General features: G+C 71.0%; 20 protein-coding genes. 3 read left to right on the top strand and 17 right to left on the bottom strand.

Going from position 1 to position 22,027, the window contains the following annotated elements:
- Nucleotides 1–15 precede the first annotated feature (15 nt).
- From recQ to BJ984_RS05965, 3 genes are all read right to left on the bottom strand, one after another.
- Nucleotides 16–2,148: a DNA helicase RecQ gene (gene recQ / locus BJ984_RS05975; RefSeq protein ID WP_179547247.1), complete on the bottom strand. Its 2,133-nt coding sequence runs from the start codon at nucleotides 2,146–2,148 to the stop codon at nucleotides 16–18.
- A gap of 147 nt (nucleotides 2,149–2,295) precedes the next feature.
- Complete coding sequence (gene menD, locus BJ984_RS05970; RefSeq protein ID WP_179547246.1) at nucleotides 2,296–4,107, bottom strand: 2-succinyl-5-enolpyruvyl-6-hydroxy-3-cyclohexene-1-carboxylate synthase; 1,812 nt, start codon at nucleotides 4,105–4,107, stop codon at nucleotides 2,296–2,298.
- On the bottom strand, nucleotides 4,104–4,454 hold the full coding sequence (locus BJ984_RS05965) for a PLD nuclease N-terminal domain-containing protein (protein WP_179547245.1): 351 nt from the start codon (nucleotides 4,452–4,454) through the stop codon (nucleotides 4,104–4,106). The genes menD and BJ984_RS05965 overlap by 4 nt, the downstream gene beginning before the upstream one ends.
- 228 nt (nucleotides 4,455–4,682) lie before the next feature.
- On the opposite strand from BJ984_RS05965, the gene BJ984_RS05960 reads away from it, so the two are divergent.
- Nucleotides 4,683–5,015 carry a DUF4229 domain-containing protein gene (locus tag BJ984_RS05960; protein WP_179547244.1) on the top strand — a complete coding sequence of 111 codons (333 nt, stop codon included), beginning with the start codon at nucleotides 4,683–4,685 and terminating at the stop codon, nucleotides 5,013–5,015.
- A 22-nt stretch (nucleotides 5,016–5,037) separates the two neighbouring features.
- Here the strand turns inward: BJ984_RS05960 and BJ984_RS05955 are convergent, their stop codons facing one another.
- The 3 genes from BJ984_RS05955 to BJ984_RS05945 are packed head-to-tail and all read right to left on the bottom strand — an operon-like array spanning nucleotide 5,038 to nucleotide 8,370.
- The gene (locus tag BJ984_RS05955; RefSeq protein WP_179547243.1) at nucleotides 5,038–6,024 is read right to left on the bottom strand and encodes a 1,4-dihydroxy-2-naphthoate polyprenyltransferase; all 987 of its coding nucleotides are present in this window, start codon (nucleotides 6,022–6,024) and stop codon (nucleotides 5,038–5,040) included.
- Between the two features lie 11 nt (nucleotides 6,025–6,035).
- A complete protein-coding gene (locus BJ984_RS05950) occupies nucleotides 6,036–7,400 on the bottom strand; it encodes an AMP-binding protein (RefSeq protein WP_271206423.1) in 1,365 nt (454 codons plus the stop codon).
- A 52-nt stretch (nucleotides 7,401–7,452) separates the two neighbouring features.
- Nucleotides 7,453–8,370, bottom strand: a complete 918-nt coding sequence (locus tag BJ984_RS05945) for a 1,4-dihydroxy-2-naphthoyl-CoA synthase (protein WP_179547242.1) — start codon at nucleotides 8,368–8,370, stop codon at nucleotides 7,453–7,455.
- Nucleotides 8,371–8,504: 134 nt separating this feature from the next.
- On the opposite strand from BJ984_RS05945, the gene BJ984_RS05940 reads away from it, so the two are divergent.
- A complete protein-coding gene (locus tag BJ984_RS05940) occupies nucleotides 8,505–9,500 on the top strand; it encodes an o-succinylbenzoate synthase (RefSeq protein ID WP_179549344.1) in 996 nt (331 codons plus the stop codon).
- A 56-nt stretch (nucleotides 9,501–9,556) separates the two neighbouring features.
- Here the strand turns inward: BJ984_RS05940 and ccsB are convergent, their stop codons facing one another.
- Genes ccsB through BJ984_RS05915 form a run of 5 tightly spaced genes read right to left on the bottom strand, consistent with a single transcriptional unit; the run spans nucleotide 9,557 to nucleotide 14,393 of the window.
- Nucleotides 9,557–10,603, bottom strand: a complete 1,047-nt coding sequence (ccsB, locus tag BJ984_RS05935; RefSeq protein ID WP_271206422.1) for a c-type cytochrome biogenesis protein CcsB — start codon at nucleotides 10,601–10,603, stop codon at nucleotides 9,557–9,559.
- 9 nt (nucleotides 10,604–10,612) lie between these two features.
- Entirely contained in the window at nucleotides 10,613–12,316 is a 1,704-nt protein-coding gene (gene resB / locus BJ984_RS05930; RefSeq protein ID WP_179547241.1) for a cytochrome c biogenesis protein ResB, read from the bottom strand.
- Nucleotides 12,300–13,088, bottom strand: a complete 789-nt coding sequence (locus BJ984_RS05925) for a cytochrome c biogenesis CcdA family protein (RefSeq protein ID WP_271206421.1) — start codon at nucleotides 13,086–13,088, stop codon at nucleotides 12,300–12,302. The genes resB and BJ984_RS05925 overlap by 17 nt, the downstream gene beginning before the upstream one ends.
- A 1-nt stretch (nucleotide 13,089) precedes the next feature.
- Nucleotides 13,090–13,740, bottom strand: a complete 651-nt coding sequence (locus BJ984_RS05920) for a TlpA family protein disulfide reductase (RefSeq protein ID WP_179547240.1) — start codon at nucleotides 13,738–13,740, stop codon at nucleotides 13,090–13,092.
- The gene (locus tag BJ984_RS05915; protein ID WP_179547239.1) at nucleotides 13,737–14,393 is read right to left on the bottom strand and encodes a histidine phosphatase family protein; all 657 of its coding nucleotides are present in this window, start codon (nucleotides 14,391–14,393) and stop codon (nucleotides 13,737–13,739) included. Before BJ984_RS05915 ends, BJ984_RS05920 begins: the two co-directional genes overlap by 4 nt.
- Before the next feature lie 407 nt (nucleotides 14,394–14,800).
- Here BJ984_RS05915 and aspS point away from each other — a divergent pair, with 407 nt between their 5' ends.
- Nucleotides 14,801–16,129 carry an aspartate--tRNA(Asn) ligase gene (gene aspS, locus BJ984_RS05910; RefSeq protein ID WP_271206420.1) on the top strand — a complete coding sequence of 443 codons (1,329 nt, stop codon included), beginning with the start codon at nucleotides 14,801–14,803 and terminating at the stop codon, nucleotides 16,127–16,129.
- Nucleotides 16,130–16,176: 47 nt separating this feature from the next.
- On the opposite strand, the gene BJ984_RS05905 is transcribed toward aspS, so the two are convergent.
- The 6 genes from BJ984_RS05905 to BJ984_RS05880 form a co-directional block, all read right to left on the bottom strand.
- The gene (locus tag BJ984_RS05905; protein ID WP_271206419.1) at nucleotides 16,177–16,734 is read right to left on the bottom strand and encodes a GNAT family N-acetyltransferase; all 558 of its coding nucleotides are present in this window, start codon (nucleotides 16,732–16,734) and stop codon (nucleotides 16,177–16,179) included.
- Nucleotides 16,731–17,030, bottom strand: a complete 300-nt coding sequence (locus BJ984_RS05900) for a Dabb family protein (RefSeq protein ID WP_179547238.1) — start codon at nucleotides 17,028–17,030, stop codon at nucleotides 16,731–16,733. Before BJ984_RS05900 ends, BJ984_RS05905 begins: the two co-directional genes overlap by 4 nt.
- Nucleotides 17,027–17,290, bottom strand: a complete 264-nt coding sequence (locus BJ984_RS05895; RefSeq protein WP_179547237.1) for a glutaredoxin family protein — start codon at nucleotides 17,288–17,290, stop codon at nucleotides 17,027–17,029. Before BJ984_RS05895 ends, BJ984_RS05900 begins: the two co-directional genes overlap by 4 nt.
- 111 nt (nucleotides 17,291–17,401) lie before the next feature.
- Nucleotides 17,402–18,994, bottom strand: coding sequence for a glycoside hydrolase family 1 protein (locus tag BJ984_RS05890; RefSeq protein WP_271206418.1), 1,593 nt, complete (start codon nucleotides 18,992–18,994; stop codon nucleotides 17,402–17,404).
- Nucleotides 18,991–21,036 carry a beta-glucoside-specific PTS transporter subunit IIABC gene (locus BJ984_RS05885; protein WP_179547236.1) on the bottom strand — a complete coding sequence of 682 codons (2,046 nt, stop codon included), beginning with the start codon at nucleotides 21,034–21,036 and terminating at the stop codon, nucleotides 18,991–18,993. The genes BJ984_RS05890 and BJ984_RS05885 overlap by 4 nt, the downstream gene beginning before the upstream one ends.
- A 118-nt stretch (nucleotides 21,037–21,154) precedes the next feature.
- On the bottom strand, nucleotides 21,155–21,994 hold the full coding sequence (locus BJ984_RS05880) for a PRD domain-containing protein (RefSeq protein ID WP_179547235.1): 840 nt from the start codon (nucleotides 21,992–21,994) through the stop codon (nucleotides 21,155–21,157).
- Between the last annotated feature and the right edge of the window lie 33 nt (nucleotides 21,995–22,027).

Here is a 22,027-nt window from a genome sequence, read left to right as displayed (position 1 = left end):
GACGGAGCTGGTCGGTCAGGGGTACAGCGGTGGCGCGTCCTCGTCGTCGTACGGGGGCGCCTCGTCGTAGATCGCGTCGGGTGGCACGTCGTCGAACGGCGGCACGTCGTCGAAGGGGGGCTCGGCGGCGGCCGTGAAGCGCGAGGCACCGGGCCGACGGTTGCCGTCGCGCCGCGCGCCACCCGAGCCGGTGCGGCCTCGGCCGCCCGAGCCACGAGCGCCGGTCGACGCAGGCGCAGCGGAGGGAGCAGCCTCACCGTCGGAATCGGGGGCCGGGAGCGACGAGGGGTCGAAGGCGCCGGCCGTGACGACCTCGACGAGGCCCGCGCCGTACGACTCGCGCTTGCGGTCGCCGATGCCCGCGACGCCCTCGAGGGCCGAGACCGTGCCGGGGCGCAGGGAGGCGATGGTCGCGAGCGTGGCGTCGTGGAACACCACGTAGGCCGGCACGCCCTGCTGCTTCGCCGTGGCCGCGCGCCAGGCGCGCAGCTCCTCGAAGAGCGCCGCGTCGGCCTCGTTGAGATCGTCTTTCGCCGCCGAACGGCTGCCGCCGCGCGACGATCCCGACCCCGAGCTCGAGCCGCCGCGGGTCGCGACGCGCTCCGGCTCCTTGCGCAGCTGCACGGTGCGCGAGCCCGAGAGCACCGCCGCGCTGTCGGCCGTGATGACGAGCGTGCCGTAGCCATCGTCGTTCACCGCGAGCAGCCCCTGCGCCAGCAGCTGCCGCACGACCCCGCGCCACTGCTGCTCGCTCAGCTCGGTGCCGATGCCCCAGGTGCTCAACTCGTCGTGCTTCCACTGCCCGACCCGCTCGGTGCGCTTGCCCCTCAGGATGTCGACCAGGTGACCCGCGCCGAAGCGCTGATTGCGCTCCCGGTCGAGCCGCACGACGGTGGAGAGCAGCTTCTGGGCCGCCACCGTGCCGTCCCACGACTCGGGTGGCGTCAGGCAGGTGTCGCAGTTGCCGCAGGGCTCGCTCTTCTGGCCGAAGTAGCCCAGCAGGTTCTGCCGGCGGCAGCTCACGGTCTCGCAGAGCGCGAGCATCGCGTCGAGGTGCGCCGACAGCCGGCGCCGATGCGCGAGATCGCCCGGCGACTCGTCGATCATGCGCCGCTGCTGCACGACGTCGTTCAGCCCGTACGCCATCCACGCGGTCGACGGCAATCCGTCACGGCCCGCACGGCCGGTCTCCTGGTAGTACCCCTCGACCGACTTGGGCAGGTCGATGTGCGCCACGAAGCGCACGTCGGGCTTGTCGATGCCCATGCCGAACGCGATGGTGGCCACGATCACGACGCCCTCGTCGCGGAGGAACCGCGCCTGCGTCTGCGCCCTCAGCCGCGAGTCGAGCCCCGCGTGGTACGGCATCGCGTCGACACCGTTGGCCGCCAGGAACTGCGCCGTCTTCTCGACGGTGTTGCGCGACATCGCGTAGACGATGCCCGCGTCGCCAGAGTGCTCCGAACGGATGAACGACAGCAGCTGCTTGCGCACCTCGACCTTGGGGTCGATGCGGTACTGGATGTTCGGCCGGTCGAAGCTCGCCACGAAGTGCTTCGCCTGCCCCATCGACAGCCGCTGCGTGATCTCCTTGTGGGTGGCCTCGGTGGCCGTCGCCGTGAGGGCGATGCGTGGAACGTCGGGCCAGCGCTCGGCCAGCTCGGCCAGCGCGAGGTAGTCGGGCCGGAAGTCGTGCCCCCACTGCGACACGCAGTGCGCCTCGTCGATCGCGAACAGCGCGATGTCGCCGCTCTCGAGGAACCGCTTCGTGCTCTCGCTCGAAAGCCGCTCGGGCGCGACGTAGAGCAGGTCGAGGTCGCCCGCGAGGTAGTCGCGCTCGACCCCCGCGCGCTCGCTCGCGTCCTGCGTCGAGTTGAGGAACGCCGCCTTCACACCGACGGCCTTCATGGCCTCGACCTGGTCGTGCATGAGCGCGATGAGCGGCGAGACGACCACGCCGGTGCCGTGCCGCACGAGCGACGGCACCTGGTAGCAGAGCGACTTGCCCGCACCCGTGGGCATCAGCACCACGGCGTCGCCGCCCCCGATGACGTGATCGATGACCTCCGCCTGGTCGCCTCGGAACGAGTCGTACCCGAAGACCCGGCTGAGGGTCTCGAGAGCTGCGGATGCGGTGGTTTCGGTCACGGGTCGAGCCTAGTTCGCGGGGCTGACAGCGCGGTCGCCGGGGCGGGTCTGTGGAGAAGATCCGGAGTCGCCGCGATGGTGCAGGACGAGATGACGCGCGCCGAGGTGCGACGCGAGGAGGATCAGCGAGCGCGCTGGAGCGGGTGCTCAGCGCGGCAGCGGCACCTCGAGCAGGCTGAAGCCCGCGGGGGGCGACGCGAGGGCCGAGTCGAGGTCTCCCCGGGTGGAGACGGTGCGGTACGACCATCCGAAAGCCTGCGCCAGCGCGGCCAGATCGACGTTCTGGGGCGTGAACATCACCCGGTCGAAGGGGTCGCGAGCCGCGGTTCCGGCCACCTCGAGGCCGTCGAAGATGGTGCCGCCGCCGTCGTTGCCGACGACGAGCTGCACGCGGGGGCGCGGCTCTCCGGGCGGCACGTTCAGGCCGCCGGCGTCGTGCAGCAGGGTGACGTCGCCGAGCAGCACGCGGGTCGTGCCCGTGCGTCCGCCGGCAGCAGAGCCCGTCTGCGCGGCTAGGGCGATGCCGATCGCGGTGGAGACGGTGCCGTCGATGCCGGCGAGGCCGCGGTTCGCGTGCACGACGATCTTCTTGCCGCCGACCGCCGCGTCGACCTCGCGGATGAGCCTCGATGCCCCGAGCACCAGCCGGTCGTGCGGCCAGGTCGCCCGCCAGACGGCGTCGGCCAGGAACCGGCGCGTGACCGGGGCACGCAGCGCAGCGAGCTCGGCCTTCGCATACTCCCGCGCGCCGGCCACGTCGGCCGAGCCGCCCGGCATGATCAGGGGCGCGGCGACGTCGTCGGCCGCCGACTGCTCCTCGAGCAGCTCGCGCCCCGCGAAGACCCACTGGCCCGTCCAGGCCCGGGCTGCGCGGTCGCTGCGGTCGTCGGGGTCGGCGGTGATCACGTCGACGACGAGGGTCTCCGGATGCGGGACCACCGCCTCACCGTGACCCCGCACCACGATCGTCTCGACGTCGTCACGGGCGAGCAGGGCGGGCACCTGACGGCTGAGCGTGGGGTGTCCGAACACGACGGCACGTTCGACCCGGCCGCCGAAGTCGGGGTGGTCGAGCAGGGTGCGGTAGGCGCTGACGAGGTTCGGGCCGAAGCGGGCGCCGCTCGACACCTCCGCGATCAGGGGCAGGCCGGCGTGCAGGGCGAAGGCGTTGGCGCGCTCGCCGGCGTCGGCCCCGGCGATGACGAGGGTGCGCGGGCCTCGGTCGAGGTGGACGGTGCGGGGCGCTGCCGCCCCAGCTGCGACCGCGCCACCCGGGTGGTCGACGGATGCGGTGGCCGGGTCGTCCTCGACCGTCGCCTCCTCCGGGAGCACGTCCCCCGAGAGCGGTTCGACGAACTGCAGATTGAGGTGCACCGGTCCGGCGCCGATCATCGTCGATCCGTCATCAGCCCGCCCTGAGTCGTCGTGACGGGGGGCGTGCCCGCCACCCGCGGGCACGGCCGGCGCGGGGGTGGGCCGGGCGGCCGACAGGGTGCGGGCGGCGAGGGCTCGGGCATCCGGCAGCCTGGTGAGGGTGGGTGGCGGGACGTCGAGCTCGAGGCGGGTGAAGCGGCCGAAGAGACCGGGCTGCCAGGTGGTCTGGTTCGAGCCGGTGCCGCGGAGGTGCGCGGGGCGGTCGCCGCTCAGCACGATCATCGGTACGCCCGAGTGGCTCGCCTCGACGACGGCGGGGAGGAGGTTCGCGACCGCGGTGCCCGACGTGGTGACGACGAGCGCCGGCATGCCCGACTCCCGGGCGAGGCCGAGTGCGGTGAAGGCGGCGACTCGCTCGTCGATGCGGACGTGGAGGGTGATGCGCCCGCGGGTCTCGGCGTCGGCCAGGGCGAGGGCGAGGGCCTGCGAGCGGGATCCGGGTGAGACGACCGCATGGCGCACGCCGAGGTCGATGAAGGCGTCGACGAGCCGGTGGGCGAAGGTCGCCGCGGGGCTGAGGGTCACCGTTCGGCGCGGGGGTTGTCCTGCTCGTCGTCGGTCTCGGCGAGGCGGCGCTCGAGGTCGCGGAGGCGCTCGTCGTCGTCGGGATCGCGAACAGGGCGGATGGTGCCGAGGAAGTCGGGGTCGTCGTCGGGCCCCATCGCCCGCACGGGTGGTGTGTTAGACCGGCGCCCGCGGCCGATGACCAGCCACAGGATGCCGCCGATCGGCGTGAACAGGATGATGATGAAGACCCAGGCGATGCGGGGAAGAGCTTTCACGCGCGACTTCGGCACCATCAGGCAGTCGACGAGGGCGTACACGGTGAATGCCACGACCACGATGACGAGGGCTAGGAGTACGCGAGCCATGTCGTAACTGTACCCCCGGGATCCGGGAGCGGACTGCGTGTTCGTCGTGCGCTGGGGGTGGGATTCCCAGGGTCGGCCGGGCGGCTCACGGCGAGGGTTCGGCCGGCTGGCCGGCGGGCCTCGGGCAGGTGGTCGGCGGGCGTCGGGGCAGGTGGTCGGCGGGCGTCGGGGCAGGTGGTCGGCGGGCTGTCGGGCAGGCGGTCAGGATGCCCGTTCTAGACTCGGGGTGTGAATCCTGGACGTACGTGGCTCGTGTACACCCTCATCCGTGTGGGGATCTTCGCCGTCGTGCTGACCGTCCTCTACCTGCTGCGCATCGAGCCGTGGATCGCCGCCGTCATCGCCGCGATCATCTCGCTCTGCATCTCGATCATCTTCCTTCGGAAGCCGCGCGAAGAGGCCGCGCGTTCGCTCTACGAGGCGCGCCAGAACCGCGGACAGGCCGGCCGCCCGACGCCCGCCTCCGACCCCGGTGCGGCTCCGGCCCGCAAGGCCGGCTCGACCGAGGACGAGGACGTCGAGGACAGCGCCGTCGACGGCACCGACCGCCGCACCCAGTGAGTCACTGCGGCTCGATCAACCCTCAGTAGGCGAACGACAGCCCGAGGCCCACGCCGTAGAGCAGGCCGAAGAAGCTCGTGAGCTTCAGCACGGTGACGTACTCCTTGGGTGTGCGCGCGGTGAACATGATGATCGTCGCCGGCACAGTCAGCAGCAGGGTGAAGAACACCAGCCACGCCTTGGGGTAGATCAGCGCGAAGAAGGCCAGCACCACGTAGGCCACCAGCAGCCAGAACACGTACAGGATGCGCGAGGCCGTGCGCCCGATCAGCACCGCCAGCGTGCGCTTCTTCACGAGTCGGTCCTGGTCGATGTCGCGGATGTTGTTGGCCATCAGCACCGCGCACGCGATCGCCCCGGCGGCCACTCCGCCGACCCAGCCCTCGAAGTTGACGTCGCCGGCGAGGATGAAGGTCGTGCCGGCCGTCGCGACGATGCCGAAGAAGGCGAAGACGAAGATCTCGCCGAGACCGTAGTAGCCGTAGGGATGCTTGCCGCCGGTGTAGAACCAGCCCGCGGCGATGGCGGCGGCACCGACGGCGAGCAGCCACCAGTGGCCGGTGATGATGACGATCGCCAGCCCGGAGGCCGCGGCCAGCCCGAAGAAGACCAGGGCGACCACGAGCACGCGCTTCGCCGGCACGAGGCCGGACCCCGTGAGACGGGGAGGCCCGACGCGCACGTCGTCGGTGCCGCGCACTCCGTCGGAGTAGTCGTTGGCGTAGTTGACGCCGATCTGCAGGAAGATCGCGACGAGCAGGCAGAGCGCGACGAGGGTCTTCGAGATGTCGAAGTCGCTCGCCACCATGCCCGCCCCGGTACCGATTGCGACCGGGGCGACGCCGAGCGTCAGCGTGCGGATGCGCGCACCGGCGATCCACGCTCCCGCCGCCGATCGCCGGCCGGCCGGGCGGGCGGCGGGCGCGCGCCCTGGAGCGGTGCGGGCGCCGCTTCGCGGCGCGGCGGAGCGGGCGGGGTGGCCGGAGGGGCGCTTCTTCGTCTTGGACATCGGGGCTGATTCTATTCTCGTGGCGCGGCGTCGTCTGTGAGCGGGGCGGGAAGGGCCCCGTCGCCACTCGGCACCGAGCGGGGATCGGGGTTCGGCGGGGCGATGCCGGGGGCGCCGCCCGCGACGAGGCGTTCGATGAGGACCCGGTCGGGCTTGCCCGAGGAGAGGCGGGGCAGGGCGCGGACGTGGACGAGGGCCGCGGGAGCGGCCGCTCGGCCGGCTTCGGCGACGACGGCCTCGCGGAGACGGTCGAGGCGCGGTCCCGAGAGCTCGACAACCGGGGCCACGGTCGAGGGGTCTTCGGTCACGACGACGCCGACCTGGCCCCAGCGTTCGCTGTCTCGCGGGACGACGACCGCCTGCTCGAGACCCGGCTGGGACTGCACGAGGCGTTCGACCCGGCCGAGCGAGACCTTGATGCCGCCCGAGATGATGAGGTCGTCGAGGCGGCCGGTGACCGTCACCAGGCCGTCGACGACCGTGCCGGCGTCGCTGGTGCGGTACCAGCGGTGGCCCTCGTCGCTGTGGAAGCGGGCGGCCGTGAGCTCGTCGTCGCCGAGGTAGCCCTCGGCCAGCGACGGGCCGGCGATCTCGAGCTCCCCCGCGTGGAGGCGGACGAGGGTGCGGCCGATCGGCTGTCCGTCGTAGACGCAGCCGCCGGCGGTCTCGCTCGCGCCGTAGGTGCGCACGACGGCGAAACCGAGATCGAGCGCCCGCTCGCGCAGCGGATCGGGCAGCGCCTGACCGCCGATGAGGATCGCGTCGAACCGTGCGACCGCCCGACGGATGCCCCGATCACCTTCGGCCGCCTCGACGAGCCGGGCCAGCTGGGCCGGCACCAGCGAGCTGAAGCGAAGCGGCAGCTCGAGGCGTCGGGCGAGCGCGGCGAAGGTCTCGGGCGAGAAGTGACCGGGTGGATGCACGACCGGCTCCGACCCGGCGGCGATCGAGCGCACCAGCACCTGCACCCCGGCCACGTAGTGGGTCGGCAGCGCGAGGAGCCACTGCCCCGGGCCGCCGAGCGCCTGCTCCGACGCGGCCGCCGAGGCGAGAAGTGCATCCGCACTCAACGCCACGCGCTTGGGCACCCCCGTCGATCCCGACGTCTCGATCACGAGCGCCACGGCCTTGGGTACCTCCCCCGCCAGGGGAACCGCGGCCACGGCGCCCGCGTCGCCGAGCGGCGCCTCTGCGGCTGCCGGCTGGCCGGACGACGAGAGCGACGACGACGCCGCAGCACCGGACGAGGGGACGGATGGCGCCGATCCGGTCTCGCGCGGGAGCAGCGCCGGGCCGTCGTTCGACAGCGCCTCGCGGAGCCGCGCGGAGAACTCCGGGGCGGACAGCCCGGCCACGACCTCGAGCCGCCGCGTCACGACACGACCTCGGAGGCCGCGATCGTGGGGACGACCTCGGGTGGGGGCGGCATCAGTAGTGGTACGGGAAGGCCGACCAGTCGGGCGCCCGCTTCTCGAGGAAGGAGTCGCGGCCCTCGACCGCCTCGTCGCTGCCGTAGGCGAGGCGGGTGGCCTCGCCCGCGAAGATCTGCTGGCCGACCAGGCCGTCGTCGACCGCGTTGAACGCGTACTTCAGCATGCGGATCGCCGTCGGCGACTTGCCGAGGATGATGCGGGCCCAGGCCAGGGCCTCGGTCTCGAGCTCGGCGTGCGGCACGACCTTGTTCACGGCGCCCATCTCGTAGGCCCGCTGCGCGCTGTACTCCTCGGCCAGGAAGAACACCTCGCGGGCGAGCTTCTGCCCGATCTGCCGGGCGTAGTAGGCGCTGCCGTAACCGGCGTCGAAGGAGCCGACGTCGGCGTCGGTCTGCTTGAAGCGACCGTGCTCCGCGCTGGCGATGGTGAGGTCGCAGACCGCGTGCAGCGAGTGGCCGCCGCCCGCCGCCCAGCCCGGCACGACCGCGATGACGACCTTGGGCATGAAGCGGATGAGCCGTTGCACCTCGAGGATGTGCAGGCGGCCCGCGCGCGCCGGGTCGATACCCGCCGCGGTCTCCTCGTCGGAGTACTTGTAGCCGTCGCGGCCGCGGATGCGCTGGTCGCCGCCGCTGCAGAACGCCCAGCCGCCGTCACGCGGGCTCGGCCCGTTGCCGGTGAGCAGCACCACGCCCACCCGCGGGTTCTGCCGGGCGTCGTCGAGGGCACTGTAGAGCTCGTCGACCGTCTTCGGCCGGAAGGCGTTGCGCACCTCGGGCCGGTCGAAGGCGATGCGCGCCACCTGCCCCTCGGTGTCGAGGTGGTAGGTGATGTCGGTGAAGCCCTCGGAACCCGGGGCGACGACCCACGCTGACGGGTCGAAGATGTCGGAGACGGTGCTCTGGTCGGTCATGCTCCAAGGCTACGCGGCTCAGCCCGCGCCGCTCCGCGGACGGTGCGATTGTGGAGAACCGGGACGCGTGAGCGTTTGTGGAGAACGAGTGCGGGGTCGAGGATTGTGCTGTGGATGACATCGTGGACGATCCGATCCTGCCCGAGCTCGACGACCTCCTCGAGCGGATGCACGTGGTGGCGATCCCGCTGAACACGCGGTTCCGCGGCCAGACCGTCCGCGAGCTCGCCCTCTTCGAGGGCCCCCGCGGCTGGACCGAGTTCTCCCCCTTCCCCGAGTACGGCGACGCCGAGGCCGGCACGTGGCTGCGGGCGGCGGTCGACTTCGGCTGGAACGAGGTTCCGGCAGGCGTGGCGGGGCGCACGAGCATCCGCGTCAATGCGACGCTGCCGGCGGTGGCCGCCGAGCAGGTCGAGGGGGTGCTGGCGCGGTACGACGGCTGCCGCACCGTGAAGGTCAAGGTCGCCGAGCGCGGCCAGACGCTCGACGACGACGTCGCGCGGGTGCGCCGGGCCCGCGAGATCGTGGGCGCCGAGGGGCGGGTGCGCATCGACGCGAACGGCGGCTGGAACGTCGACGAGGCGGAGCACGCCATCCGCAGCCTGGCCGAGTTCGACCTCGAGTACGTCGAGCAGCCGTGCGCGAGCGTCGAGGAGCTGGTCGAGATCCGCGAGCGGGTCGGTGAGTCGCTCGGCATCGCGATCGCCGCCGACGAGAGCGTGCGCAAGGCGGAGGATCCGATCGCAGTGGCGCGGGCGGGCGCCGCCGACCTCATCGTGATCAAGGCGCAGCCCCTCGGCGGGGTGGCCCGCGCACTGAGGATCGTCGCCGAGGCGGGCCTGCCGGCCGTGGTCTCGTCGGCCCTGGAGAGCTCCGTCGGCATCGCGATGGGGGCGCATCTCGCGGCCGCCCTGCCCGAGCTCGACTACGACTGCGGCCTGGCCACCGTCGATCTGTTCACCGGCGACGTCGTGCCGCCGGGCGAGAGCCTCGTGCCCCGCGGCGGCACGATCCCGGTCGAGCGCCCCCGCGTCGACCCCGCGCTGCTCGTCGAGCACCGGGCGACGGATGCTCGCCGGCAGTGGTGGGCCGATCGCGTCACCCGCACCCACGCCCACCTCGCCCGCTGACCACCGCAGAGGCGATGGGGCGATGGGGCGATGGGGCCAGGGGGTCGATCAGCCGATCACAGGCCCGAGTACGCGTGCAGACCCTTGAAGAAGACGTTCACCACTCCGAAGTTGAAGAGCACGGCCGAGAAGCCGACGATGGCGAGCCATGCCGAACGGGAGCCGCGCCAGCCGCGGGTCGCGCGGGCGTGGATGTAGCCGGCGTAGATCACCCAGATGATGAAGGTCCAGACCTCTTTAGTGTCCCACCCCCAGTAGCGGCCCCAGGCGCGCTCGGCCCAGATGGCGCCGGCGATGAGCGTGAAGGTCCAGAAGACGAAGCCGACGATGTTGACGCGGTAGGCCAGACGCTCGAGGGTCTCGGCGTCGGGCAGGGTCTTGAGGAAGCGCAGGCGCAGCGTGGTGGCCAGGCGGGAGACCGAGTCGCCCTTGGTCTGCAGCAGCTGGATGACCGACAGCGCTCCGCCCAGGGCGAAGAACGCGGTGCCGAGGATGGCCACCAGCACGTGGATGACGAGCCACGCCGACTGCAGCGCCGGCGGCAGCGGGGCGACGCTGACGTAGTAGTTCACGGCGCTGACGCCGAGCAGGATGAGCACGAGGCCGGTGACGAAGGTGCCGAGGAAGCGCAGGTCCTCGCGCAGCAGCACCACGAGGAAGACAGCCACGATCAGCAGCGTTCCCGTGATCGAGAACTCGTACATGTTCGCCCACGGCACCCGCGAGGCCGCGACGCCGCGGAGGATGACGCCGGCGAGCTGCACGACGAAGGCGAGGATCGTGAACGAGACGCCGAGACGCAGCGCGATCGAGCGGCGACCGGCGGCGTCGACCCCGGCCAGCGACACGAGGCCCGCATCCGAGTCGTCGGCACCCGCGCCACGCACTGGACGGGACGAGGATGAGCCGCCGACCGTCGCCAGCTCGGGCGTGACCGAGGCGGACACCGGGGTCGAGACGGCCGAGGCCGAGGCTCCGACGGCCGACTTCACCGTCGACGAGCGGCGAGCGAGATCGAGCGCGAACGCGATGAACGCGAGCGCGTACACGGCCATCGCCGAGTAGATGAGGATGATCGAGATCTCGTCGAGGGTTTGCGTCACGGTAGAAGCCTAAGCCTTGGTATCGGGGGGTGTGCCGGGAGTCGGCGAGCCTGTGGACGGAGCTGCTTCCGCCGGAGCGCTGCCGGCGTGCTTGTCGGCCAGCGCCGCCACCGCCTCCACCAGTCGCGGGTCGTCCCCGCGCGCCAGCCCGGCGTACTCCACGTGCACCGATCCGTCGGCCCGCGCAGTCGCCTTGACCCACAGTCGCCGCCGCGGGATGAACAGCGACGTGAGCAGCCCGGCCAGCACGAGCAGCGCGAACAGCAGCACCCAGCCCTGCGTCGCGTCGTGGTGCACGTCGAAGGAGGCGAAGCGCTTGACGCCGTCGAGCGAGACGGTGCCGAGGCCGTTCGGCAGCTCGGCGGTGTCGCCCGGCTTCAGCTCGATCGAGTCGACGCCGGTGGCGCCGCCGGTCAGCTGGTTCATCGTGTCGGTGTCGAGCGAGTAGACGGACGCCGGGACGCCGTCGTTCAATCCGAGGTCGCCGTCGTAGACGTTGAGCGTCAGCACCGGGTACTGCAGGTCGGGGAACGACGAGAAGTAGACACCGGACTGCGCCTCGGACTGGGTCGGGTAGAAGAACCCGATCATTCCCACCTGATCGGGCAGGCCATCCGGAACCTTGACCACGCCGAGCGAGGTGAGGTTCGCATCCTGCGGCAGGAACGGCACCGAGTCGGTGAACACGACGTCGCCCGCGGGGTTGCGCACCGTGATCGTCGGGGCGTAGCCGTTCCCGAGCAGGTAGACGTCGGTGCCGCCGATCTTCAGCGGGTCGTTCACCTTGATGTCCGCGTCGGAGACCGACCCGTCGGCGTCGGTGGTCGTGACGGCGGCCGTGTAGTCGAGCGGCTGGCCGAAGGCCTTCAGCGACTGCGTCTCGTAGGTCGCCGAGAAGGAGTCGAGGGTGATCTGGTAGGGCGAGAGGGCCCCGTCGCTGAAGAAGCGGCCCGGGTTGAACGAGTCGTAGGCGAGCAGGGTGTTCACGAAGGTCTGGCCCTCGACCACCACGCGCTGGCCCTGATAGCCGAATCCCCCGCCGATGCCCACGGCCAGAAGGATGCCGACGAGCGCCGAGTGGAACACCAGGTTGCCGGTCTCACGCAGGTAGCCGCGTTCGGCCGACACCGAAGCGGTCTCGAGGCCCGAGGCCCGGTCGACGCCGGTGAACACGACGGTGCGGTAGCGCTGCCGCTTCAGCAGCGTGCGAGCCGAGTCGACGACGGAGGCGGCGGAGGTCGCGGGCACCTCGCGCGTCGTGAACCCGGCCAGCCGCGACAGCCGAGCCGGGGTGCGGGGCGGCTTCGCGCGGAGCGCATCGAAGTGGTGCTTCGTGCGCGGGATGATGCAGCCGATCAGCGAGACGAACAGCAGCAGGTAGATCGACGAGAACCAGACCGAGGTGTAGACGTCGAAGGCCTGGATCTTGTCGAGCACCGGCGCGAGGTCGGGGTTGTCGACGAAGTACTGGGTGACGCCGTTCGGGTCGGCGGCGCGCTGCGGCACGAGGGAGCCCGGTACCGCCGCGAGGGCGAGCAGGAGCAGCAGGAACAGCGCCGTGCGCATGCTCGTGAGCTGCCGCCAGAACCAGCGCAGGTATCCGACGAAGCCGAGCTTCGGCAGCGCGACGTCGTCGGAGCCGGAACCGGAGCCGCCGGCCGGAGTCCGCCGCGAAGGATCGGGAGAGTCGATGTGATCAGATGGACGGGACAAAACCGGAGATCACCGCCTGCAGCTCGTAGATCCACAGCGACCAGAGCCCGGTCACCATCAGCAGGCCGATGACGACCAGCAGCACGCCCCCGACGATGTTGATCGTGCGGATGTGCCGCTTGAGGAATGCGACCGACCCGGTGACCCAGTTGAGCCCCAGGGCCACCAGCAGGAACGGCACGCCGAGGCCGATGCAGTAGAAGAAGCCGAGCAGCAGGCCGTTCCAGGCCGAGCCGCTGGTGAGGCTGAGTGCCTGGATGGCTCCGAGTGTCGGGCCGATGCACGGGGTCCAGCCGAGGCCGAACACGATGCCGAGCACCGGAGCGCCCGCGAGGCCGGTCGCCGGGCGGAACGCCGGCTTCAGCGTGCGCTGCAGGAAGCTGAACTGCCCGATGAAGACGAGTCCGAGCGCGATCACGACGACGCCCATGATGCGGGTGATCAGGTCCTGCCAGCGGAACAGCCAGGTGCCGAGAGCCCCGAACGCGGCGGAGTAGGCGAGGAAGACGAGCGAGAAGCCCAGCACGAAGAGCGAGATGCCGAGGAGCATGCGCCGCCGGGCATCCTTCGCCGCCTTGCGCGCCTCGGCCTGCGAGGTCGAACCCGACGCCGGCGACGGGATGCCCGCGATACCGCTCACGTACCCGAGGTACCCCGGCACGAGCGGCAGCACGCACGGCGACGCGAACGACACGAGCCCCGCGAGCAGGGCGATCGGGATGGCGAGCAGCAGCTGTCCGCTCAGGACGATCTCGGCGAAGGGATTGTTCACGTCAGCCGGCAGCCGGGGTGGGCGACGGGGACGAGGTCGCACCGGGCTCGGGCAGGGTGCCGAGGCTCGTCTTGATCAGCGTGTCCAGGATGGCCGGCTCGCTCACCCGGCCCAGGATGCGCGCCGCCACGCGGCCCTCGGTGTCGAGCACGAGCGTGGTCGGCACCGCGTTCGGGGCCACCGTTCCGGCGAAGGCGTACTGCAGCGCTCCGTCGGTGTCGACGATGGAGGGGTAGGTGACGCCGTAGGTCTCGGCGAAGGAGCGGGCGGTGGCCGCCTGGTCGCGCACGTTGACGCCCAGGAAGGAGGCGCCGGTGCCCGCGTACTCGGTGTTCAGCTTCTCGAGGTCGGGTGCCTCGGCGCGGCACGGGGCGCAGCCGGCATACCAGAAGTTCAGAACGAGCACCTGGCCGGCGTAGTCGGCCGAGCTGACGGGGTCGCCGTTCTCGTCGGTTCCCTCGAACGCGATCGGCTCGCCGCGATCGGCCTCGTCGACCTCGGTGACGGTGCCGTCACCCGAGATGTAGCCCTTGCCGCTGCCCTCGAGGTACTGCTCGGCCAGGGGGTCGTTCGAGCATCCGGCCAGCAGCAGGGCGACGAGCGCCAACCCGGCGGCGACGCCGACGCGAGCGCGCGAGCGGGTGACCGTCATACCGCCCCCACGTCGGTGGCCTCGGCCTGCAGCCCGGCCGCAGGATCGCTGTAGCCGACTTCGACCAGCTTCCCGTCGTGCAGCTCGAAGCTGGTGATGCTCGAGAGGGAGCAGCGGCGCTTGCGGGGGTCGTGCGGAAGGGATTCGCCCACGATGGAGCGGTGCGCCATCCAGATGGGGAGCTGGTGGCTGACCATCACGACGTCGCCCGCCTCGCCGGCTGCCTCGGCGGCGGCGTGCGCGTCGGTCATCGCCGCGCGCATCCGCCCCGCTATCGAGGTGAAGTGCTCGCCCCAGGCCGGCAGCCACGGGTTCCAGAGGAAGCGCCACATGCGGGGGTCGCGGAGCGCGCCGCCCTTGCCCTCCATGCGCCGGCCCTCGAAGGCGTTCGTGGGTTCGATGATGCGGTCTTCGATCGAGGGCTCGAGACCCAGGGCCTCGGCGATGGGGCGACCGGATTCGCGTGCCCGCTGCAGAGGAGAGGTGTACAGAGCGGCGACCGGCCGGTCGCGCGCCACGATGTCGGCCGCGGCCGCCGCGGCCATGCGGTGCCCCAGCTCGGAGAGTCCGAAGCCCGGGATGCGGCCGTAGAGCACGCCGGTCGGGTTGAAGACTTCTCCGTGGCGGACGAGGTGGATCTGGCGGGCGGGCACCCGTCAAGTCTACGAGCGCCCCACCCGAGCTTTTGCCGAGAACGAGCGGCTCATCGATTGTGAAGGCGAGCTACATGAGACGTGTAGAACTATGCGATTGTGCTGAACAGTTTCTGGCGATGAAATAGGAGACAGAAAGGCTTACTCATGACTCTCATCACGCTCTCCGCATTCGCTCTCGTCTCCCTCGCCGGCATCGTCGCCACCGTCCGTGCCATCGGCATCGACGGCTACCACCGCGTGCCCACCCGCAAGGCCTGACGCAGCACCTCAGCCCCAGACCCTGAGCAGCCGGGCGTGCAGTCCCGCCGCTCAGTCCGAGCCCGCCGGCGTGCAGTCCGGTCCGCTCGGTCCTGCGCCGCCGCCGGCCCTCGTGCGCCGCGGCGGCGCAGGTAGACTTCTCTACCGTGACCGAACCCGTGAGCGCCTCAACCCGCACCCTCGTCAAGAACCTCTCCGCCCTCGACGACGGCCCCGTGACCGTCTCCGGGTGGGTCGACACCGTTCGCGATCAGAAGAAGGTGCAGTTCGTCGTCCTGCGCGACGAGTCCGGCGCCGTGCAGCTCGTGAACCCGCGCACCGACGACACCGTCGAGGTCGCCGAGACCATCTCGGGCCTCGCCCAGGGCTCATTCATCACCGTCACGGGCGAGCTGAAGCATGACGAGCGCGTGAAGCTCGGCGGCATCGAGGTCAAGCTCGCGAGCCTCGAGGTCGTCACCGCCGCCATCCCCGAGACGCCCATCGCGGCCGACTCCGGCATCGACAAGCGCATGGACTGGCGCTTTCTCGACCTGCGCCGCCCCGAGCAGAACCTCGTCTTCCGCGTGCAGACCACGCTCGAGCACGCCTGGCGCACCTACTGGGTCGAGCACGACTTCATCGAGATCCACACCCCGAAGCTCATGGCCTCGGCCAGCGAGTCGCGCGCCGAGCTGTTCGAGGTCGAGTACTTCGAGACCAAGGCCTACCTCTCGCAGAGCCCGCAGTTCTTCAAGCAGATGGCGCAGCCCGCGGGCTTCGGCAAGGTCTTCGAGGTCGGGCCCGCGTTCCGCGCCGACCCCAGCTTCACCAGCCGTCACGCCACCGAGTTCACGAGCGTCGACGCCGAGATCTCCTGGATCGACTCGCACGAAGACGTCATGCAGCTCCACGAGGAGCTCATGGTCGCCGGCCTGCGCGCCGTGAAGGAGAAGCACGGCGAGGAGATCAAGGCCCTCTTCGACGTCGACATCGAGGTTCCGACGCAGCCGTTCCCGCGAATCCCGCTCGCCGAGGCGAAGCAGATCGTGGCCGACCGCGGCTACGTCGTGCCCCGCGAGGACGACGACATGGACCCGGAGGGCGAGCGCCAGATCGCGGCCTACGTCAAGGAGACCTACGGCCACGACTTCGTCTTCCTCACCGACTACGCGGCGAGCATCCGCCCGTTCTACCACATGCGGAACGCGGGCGACGAGACCGTCACCAACAGCTACGACCTCGTCTACAACGGCGTCGAGATCTCGACCGGCGCGCAGCGCGAGCACCGCGTCGAGGTGCTGATCGAGCAGGCGAAGGAGAAGGGGCTCGACCCCGAGGAGCTCGGCTTCTACCTCGACTTCTTCCGCTACGGCGTGCCGCCGCACGGCGGTTTCGGCATGGGCCTGTCGCGCGTGCTGATGCTCATGCTGCACCAGACGAACCTGCGCGAGGTCGTCTACCTGTTCCGCGGCCCGACGCGGCTCACGCCGTAGGGCGCGGCCCGGAGCGGCTCACGCCGTAGCGCGCGGCCCGACGCGGCTCACGCCGTAGGGCGCGGGGCCGCGAGTGCGTAGCGCACGTGCGGCACCAGCGGTGAGCCGGCCGGCACACGGGGGCTGTCGAAATGCTCGACCGGCACCATGCCGAGCCGGCGCATGACGGCCTGCGAGCGCTCGTTGATCACCGAAGTCACCGAGCTCACCTCGTCGAGCCCGAGCGTGTCGAAGGCGAAGCGGATGCTCGCCCGCGCCGCCTCGGTCGCATACCCCGCACCCCAGAACGGCCGCGCGAGGCGCCAGCCGACCTCGACCCCGCCGAAGCCATCGGGCATCGGCGCGAGGCCGGTGAAGCCGAGGAACTCCCCCGACTCCCGCAGCTCGAGCGCCCAGAGTCCGTAGCCGCGCTCCGCGAACGAGGCGTCGGCGCGTGCGGCGAGCGCGTCGCTCTCGGACTGCGTGAGGGGCGCCGGGAAGTAGCGCATCACCTCGGGGTCGGCGTTCATCGCGGCGAAGGGTGGCCGATCATCCGGACGCCAGCGACGCAGCAGCAGTCGCTCGGTGCGCACCTCGAACGGCGATGGCGAGGGCGCCGAGCTCACAGCTCGAAGTCGACGGCCGCCCGCTGGGAGACGAGCGCCTTGATCTGGGGCACCACGGCCTGGTGCGACGGATGCACCTGGTACGCGTCGAGGTCGGCGAGCGTCTCGAAGTCGGCGACCAGCACCACGTCCCAGTTCGACTCGAAGTAGGCCATGTTCGGCCCGACGGTGAGCGACGAGATCGACGGCACGAGCGAGGTCAGCGATGCGAGCAGGCGGGTGATCTCGGCGGCGGCCGCGGCGGCCTCCGCGGGCTCGGTGGCGGCGACCTTCCAGGCCACGACGTGTCGGATCATGAGGCGGCCTCCTGCAGGGCGGTGCGGAGACGGGCCGGCTCGACCCGCCAGATGGTGTGGACACGACCCTCGATCATCACGACCGGGATCTCCTCGGCGAACTCGTCCATCAGCGCCGGGTTGTCGAGGATCGACAGCTCGGTCACCTCGACCTCGACCGCGGGGGCCAGCGAGCCGATGACCTCGCGCACTACGGCACGGGCGTCGTCGCAGAGATGACACCCCGGCTTGGCGATGAAGGTGAGGGAGACGGCGGCCACGCCCCAAGCCTAGGCGTTCCGCCCTCTCCCCCACGGTGCGACCCGGGCGCCACCCGAGCGCGAGCGCCACCCGAGCGCGAGCCGCGACCCGCGACCCGCGACATGCGACCGTCAGCCCTCGTCGAGCACCGCCCCGTTCGTCGCGACCAGCCGCTGGTACCAGAAGAAGCTGTCCTTCCGTATGCGGTCGTACGACCCGTTCCCCAGGTCGTCCGCGTCGACGTAGACGACGCCGTACCGCTTCGTCATCTGCGAGGTCGAGGCGCTGACGATGTCGAGCCCGCCCCACGCCGTGTAGCCGAGCAGCTCCACGCCGTCGGCGATCGCCTCCCGCACCTGGCGGAGGTGCTGCACGAAGTAGTCAACGCGGTAGGGGTCGTGCACGGCTCTGGTGTCCGGGGTGCCGGCCGCCGCATCCGCCGCCGAGCCCTCCAGCACGTCGGTCGCACCCAGACCGTTCTCGACGATGAAGAGCGGGATGCCGTACCGGTCCCACAGGTCGTCGAGCACGTAGCGCAGGCCCTCGGGGTCGAAGTGCCAGCCCCATTCCGTGGTGGGCAGGTGCGGGTTCTTGATCGTGGAGAACAGGTTGCCGCCCGTGGCTCCGTACTTCTCGAGCGACACCGACGACACCAGGCTCATGTAGTAGCTGAACGAGAGGAAGTCCACCGTCCCCTCCGCCAGCAGCGCCTCGTCGCCCGGTTCCATGACGACGTCGATGCCCTGATCCCGCCAGAAGCGGCGGACGGTGCCCGGGTAGCGTCCGCGCACCTGCACGTCGGTGTGGAACAGATTCAGGTTGTTGTCGAACTGCGCCTTCACCACGTCGGCCGGGTCGCTCGACGCCGGGTAGTGCGCCATCCGGGCGAGCATGCAGCCGACCCGCGCATCCGGATCGAGCTCGTGCACGAGTCGCACGGCCAGGGCGCTCGCCACGAACTGGTGGTGCAGCGCCTGGTAGGAGGCCTGCCGCGGGTCGACGCCGGGAGCAGGCTCGCGCTCGATCACCCCTCCCCCGGTGTACGGCTCGATCACGGTCGTGTTGATCTCGTTGAAGGTCAGCCAGTAGTGCACGAGTCCGCGGAAGCGGGTCACGATCGTGCGGGCGTACCGCTCGAAGTGCCCGATCACCGCCCGGTTCGTCCAGCCGCCGTACTCGGTGACGAGGTGCAGCGGCATCTCGTAGTGCGACATCGTCACCACCGGCTCGATGCCGCGCTCGCGCAGCCGGGAGAAGAGGCGCTCGTAGAACAGCAGCCCCTCCTCGTTCGGCTCGGTCTCCACCCCGGTGGGGAAGATGCGCGACCAGGCGATCGACATCCGCAGCGCCGAGAGGCCGAGCTCGGCGAAGAGCTCGACGTCGCCCTCCCAGCGGTGGTAGAAGTCGCTCCCCGACCGCTTCGGGTAGCCGGCCGCGCCGGGGGTGGCCGCCGCTTCGGCGATGGTCTCGTCGCTCGCCTTCATCAGCGCGCTGATGTCGACGTAGTCGCGGGCGGTGCGGAACGGGATGACGTCGGCCTGCGACAGGCCCTTGCCGCCCTCGTCGAAGCCGCCCTCGACCTGGTTGGCGGCGAAGGCGACCCCCCAGAGGAACCCCTCGGGGAACGGCCCGGTCGCTCCGTGCGGGGCCGGGTCGGTCGCGGTCGGCGTCGTGGTCATCCCCGCGGTCGCCTCCGATTCCGGATGCGCGGTCCCGGCGCTCATCGAACGGCCCCCTCGGTGGCGCCCACCGGCTCGCCGGTCGCGGCGGGCGTGACGCGGATCAGCGCGTCGCCCGACCGCACCGGCCCCGTCGTGCCCGGGTCGATGCCGTAGTCGCCGGAGTTCGTGATCACGATCACGCTCAGTGGATCGTTCGTGCGGCTGATCGCCTCGAGGTCGAAGTCGAGCAGCCGGTCGCCGACGTGCACGCGGTCGCCGGCGGCGACCCGGCTCTGGAAGCCCTCGCCCTTCAGGGCGACGGTGTCGAGCCCGACGTGGATCAGCACCTCGATGCCCGAGTCGCTGCGCAGGCCGATGGCGTGCTTGGTCGGGAAGACCGTCACGACCTCGCCGTCGACCGGGGAGTCGACGATGCCGACCATCGGGCGGATCGCCGTGCCGTCACCGACCAGGCGCTTGGAGAAGGTGCTGTCGGGCACGTCGTCGAGCGACACCAGCTCACCGGTCATCGGCGACGAGACGATCTCGCCGATCAGCCGGGCATCGGGCGTCGTGGCCAGGGCGGCGGGACGGGCATCCGGAGCCGCAGCAGTCGAGGCCGGCACGGCGGCACCGGCGGCGGTACCGGTGACCGCACCCGCCGCACCCTGGGCGGGCGCAGCCTTCGCCGCCCCCGTCGCCGTCTCGGCCGTGCGCGCCAGGATCGACTCGTCGACCCCCAGCACCATCGCGACCACGGTCGACACCACGAACGCCACGGCGATGCCGACGATCGCCCAGATGAACGTCTCGCCCACGAGCCCCGGCAGCCCGGGGAGCCCGCCGTTGCCGGCGAGCACGTAGGCCTTCACGCCGAGGCCGAGCGAGATCGCTCCGCCCACGCCGGCGCCGGCCATCGAGGCGATCAGGGGCCGGCGCAGCGGCAGCGCGAGTCCGTACAGGGCCGGCTCGGTGACGCCCATCAGCGCCGTGAAGGTCGTCGAGAGCGAGAGGGCCTTGACCTGCGAGTTCTTCGCGCGGAGGAAGACGCCGAACACGGCGCCGGCGGTGGCGAAGGTCTGCACGTAGGTCAGCGGCAGGAACTTGTCGAAGCCGAGCGTGGCCAGGTTCTGCAGGATGAACGGCACCAGCGCGTAGTGCATGCCCGTCATGATGATCAGCGGCAGCAGCGCGCCGATCACGAAGCCGGCCGGCGCCCCACCGTTGTCGAGCGCCCAGTTGATGCCGCCCGCGATGCCGTTGCCGACGAAGGTGCCGAGGGGTCCGAGCGCGACGAGCGTGATGGGGGCCACCACGACGAGGGTGAGCATGGGCACGACGGTCAGCTTGAGGAACGACGGGATGACGCGGGTGAGCCCGCGCTCGACCCACGACATCAGGTACACGCCGAGCAGCACCGGGATGACCGAGTACGAGTACGACACGTTCGTGACGGGGATGCCCAGCAGCCCGACCGGATCGCCCGCTCCGAGCAGCGCGGTCAGCGCCGGGTAGACCAGCACGGCGCCGAGGGAGCCGGCGACGTAGGGGTTGGCGCCGAGCTTGCGGGCGGCGGAGATCGCGACGATCACCGGCAGGAAGAAGAACACCGCGTCGGCGATGGCCGAGAAGATCAGGAACGTCTGCGACTGCGGGTCGACCCAGCCGAAGGCATTGATCAGGGCGAGCACACCCTTCAGCAGACCGGCGCCGGCGATGGCGGGCAGGATGGGCGCGAAGGTGCCCGAGATGAAGTCGAGGAAGCGGGCGAAGGCGCGCTTGACCGGGTTGCCGGTGGGCTCGACGGTGTCGGCGGCCTCGGACGGGCCCGCGCCGTCGGCCCCCTCGGCGGGCGCCAGCCGCGGCAGCTCGGCGACGATCGCGCGGTACACGTCGGGGACGTCGTTGCCGATGACCACCTGGTACTGGGTGCCGGCGTCGTTCACGCCCATCACGGGCGCGATGGCCTGCAGCGCGCCCTGGTCGGCCTTCGCGTTGTCGCGCAGGCCGAAGCGCAGGCGGGTGACGCAGTGGTACAGCGAGGAGATGTTCTCCTCGCCGCCGACCGCCGCGATGATCGCGGCGGCGTCTCGTTCGTACTTCATGGAACTCTCCTCGATAGAGAATCCCGGCTTCACGCGGTTGCCCTGACGCGGCTTCGGATTCGGTGTGACTGTTCGGTTTCGGTGGGACGGATGGAACGGGTGGAACGGGTGGTGCGGACTACAGGAAGTTGGCGATGTGCAGCCCGAGATAGACCTTCTCCGAGGCGCTCATCGCGTGGCCGTGACTGCGCATCACGAAGGCGTCGACCTTGTCGACCGACACGAACGCCGCCGGCTTCTGCGTGCGCAGCAGCTGCAGCAGCTCTGCGTCGTCGCGCTGCACCGACTCGCCGAGCAGCACCCGCTGGGCGAAGAAGCGCACGTGCGTGACGAAGCGGAGGTAGGCCGGGTCGTCGTCGCGGTAGTCGAGCCCGAAGTGCAGGCGCACGATGTCGAGCACCGAGCGGGTGAGCTCCATCATGCGTGTCGCGCTGTCGGCGGCTCCGCCCACCTGCGCGTTGATCACGTGCAGGGCGATGCTCGTCGCCTCCTCGGGTGGCAGCTCGATGCCGAGCCGGCTGTTCAGCTCGGCCACCGCGCTGCGGGCGAAGGCGTACTCGCTCGGGTAGAAGCGCTGCACCTCCACGGCGAGCGGCACCGTGAACTGCTCGCCTGAGCGCACGCGCTGCACGGCGAAGGAGAGGTGGTCGGCGAGCGAGGCGTAGAGGCTGTCGCTGATCTTCGCCGTCAGCTCGGCGCGAGCCCGGGTCACGAGGTCGGCGGTGGCCGAGAGCACGTCGGCCGGCACGCTGCCGACGATCGAGGCGAAGTGCCGGCTGGCGGCGTCGTCGTCGAGCCGGAAGATCTTCTCGATCATCGACTGGTCGATCGTGTCGCCGGGCTTCGACGCGAAGCCGATGCCCCGGCCGAAGACGATGACCTCCTGCAGGGAGTCGTCGAGCGCGTCGACCACGCTGTTGTTCAGCACCCGCCGCACGATCATGGCTTCGCCTCGCACACATTCACTCCTAGGGACACTCGTGCTGTCGTC

The organism is Herbiconiux flava (assembly GCF_013409865.1).
Classification (GTDB): domain Bacteria; phylum Actinomycetota; class Actinomycetes; order Actinomycetales; family Microbacteriaceae; genus Herbiconiux; species Herbiconiux flava.
The sequence above is the reverse complement of the archived record's forward strand: the minus strand, read 5'-3'. Positions and strand labels throughout refer to the sequence as shown.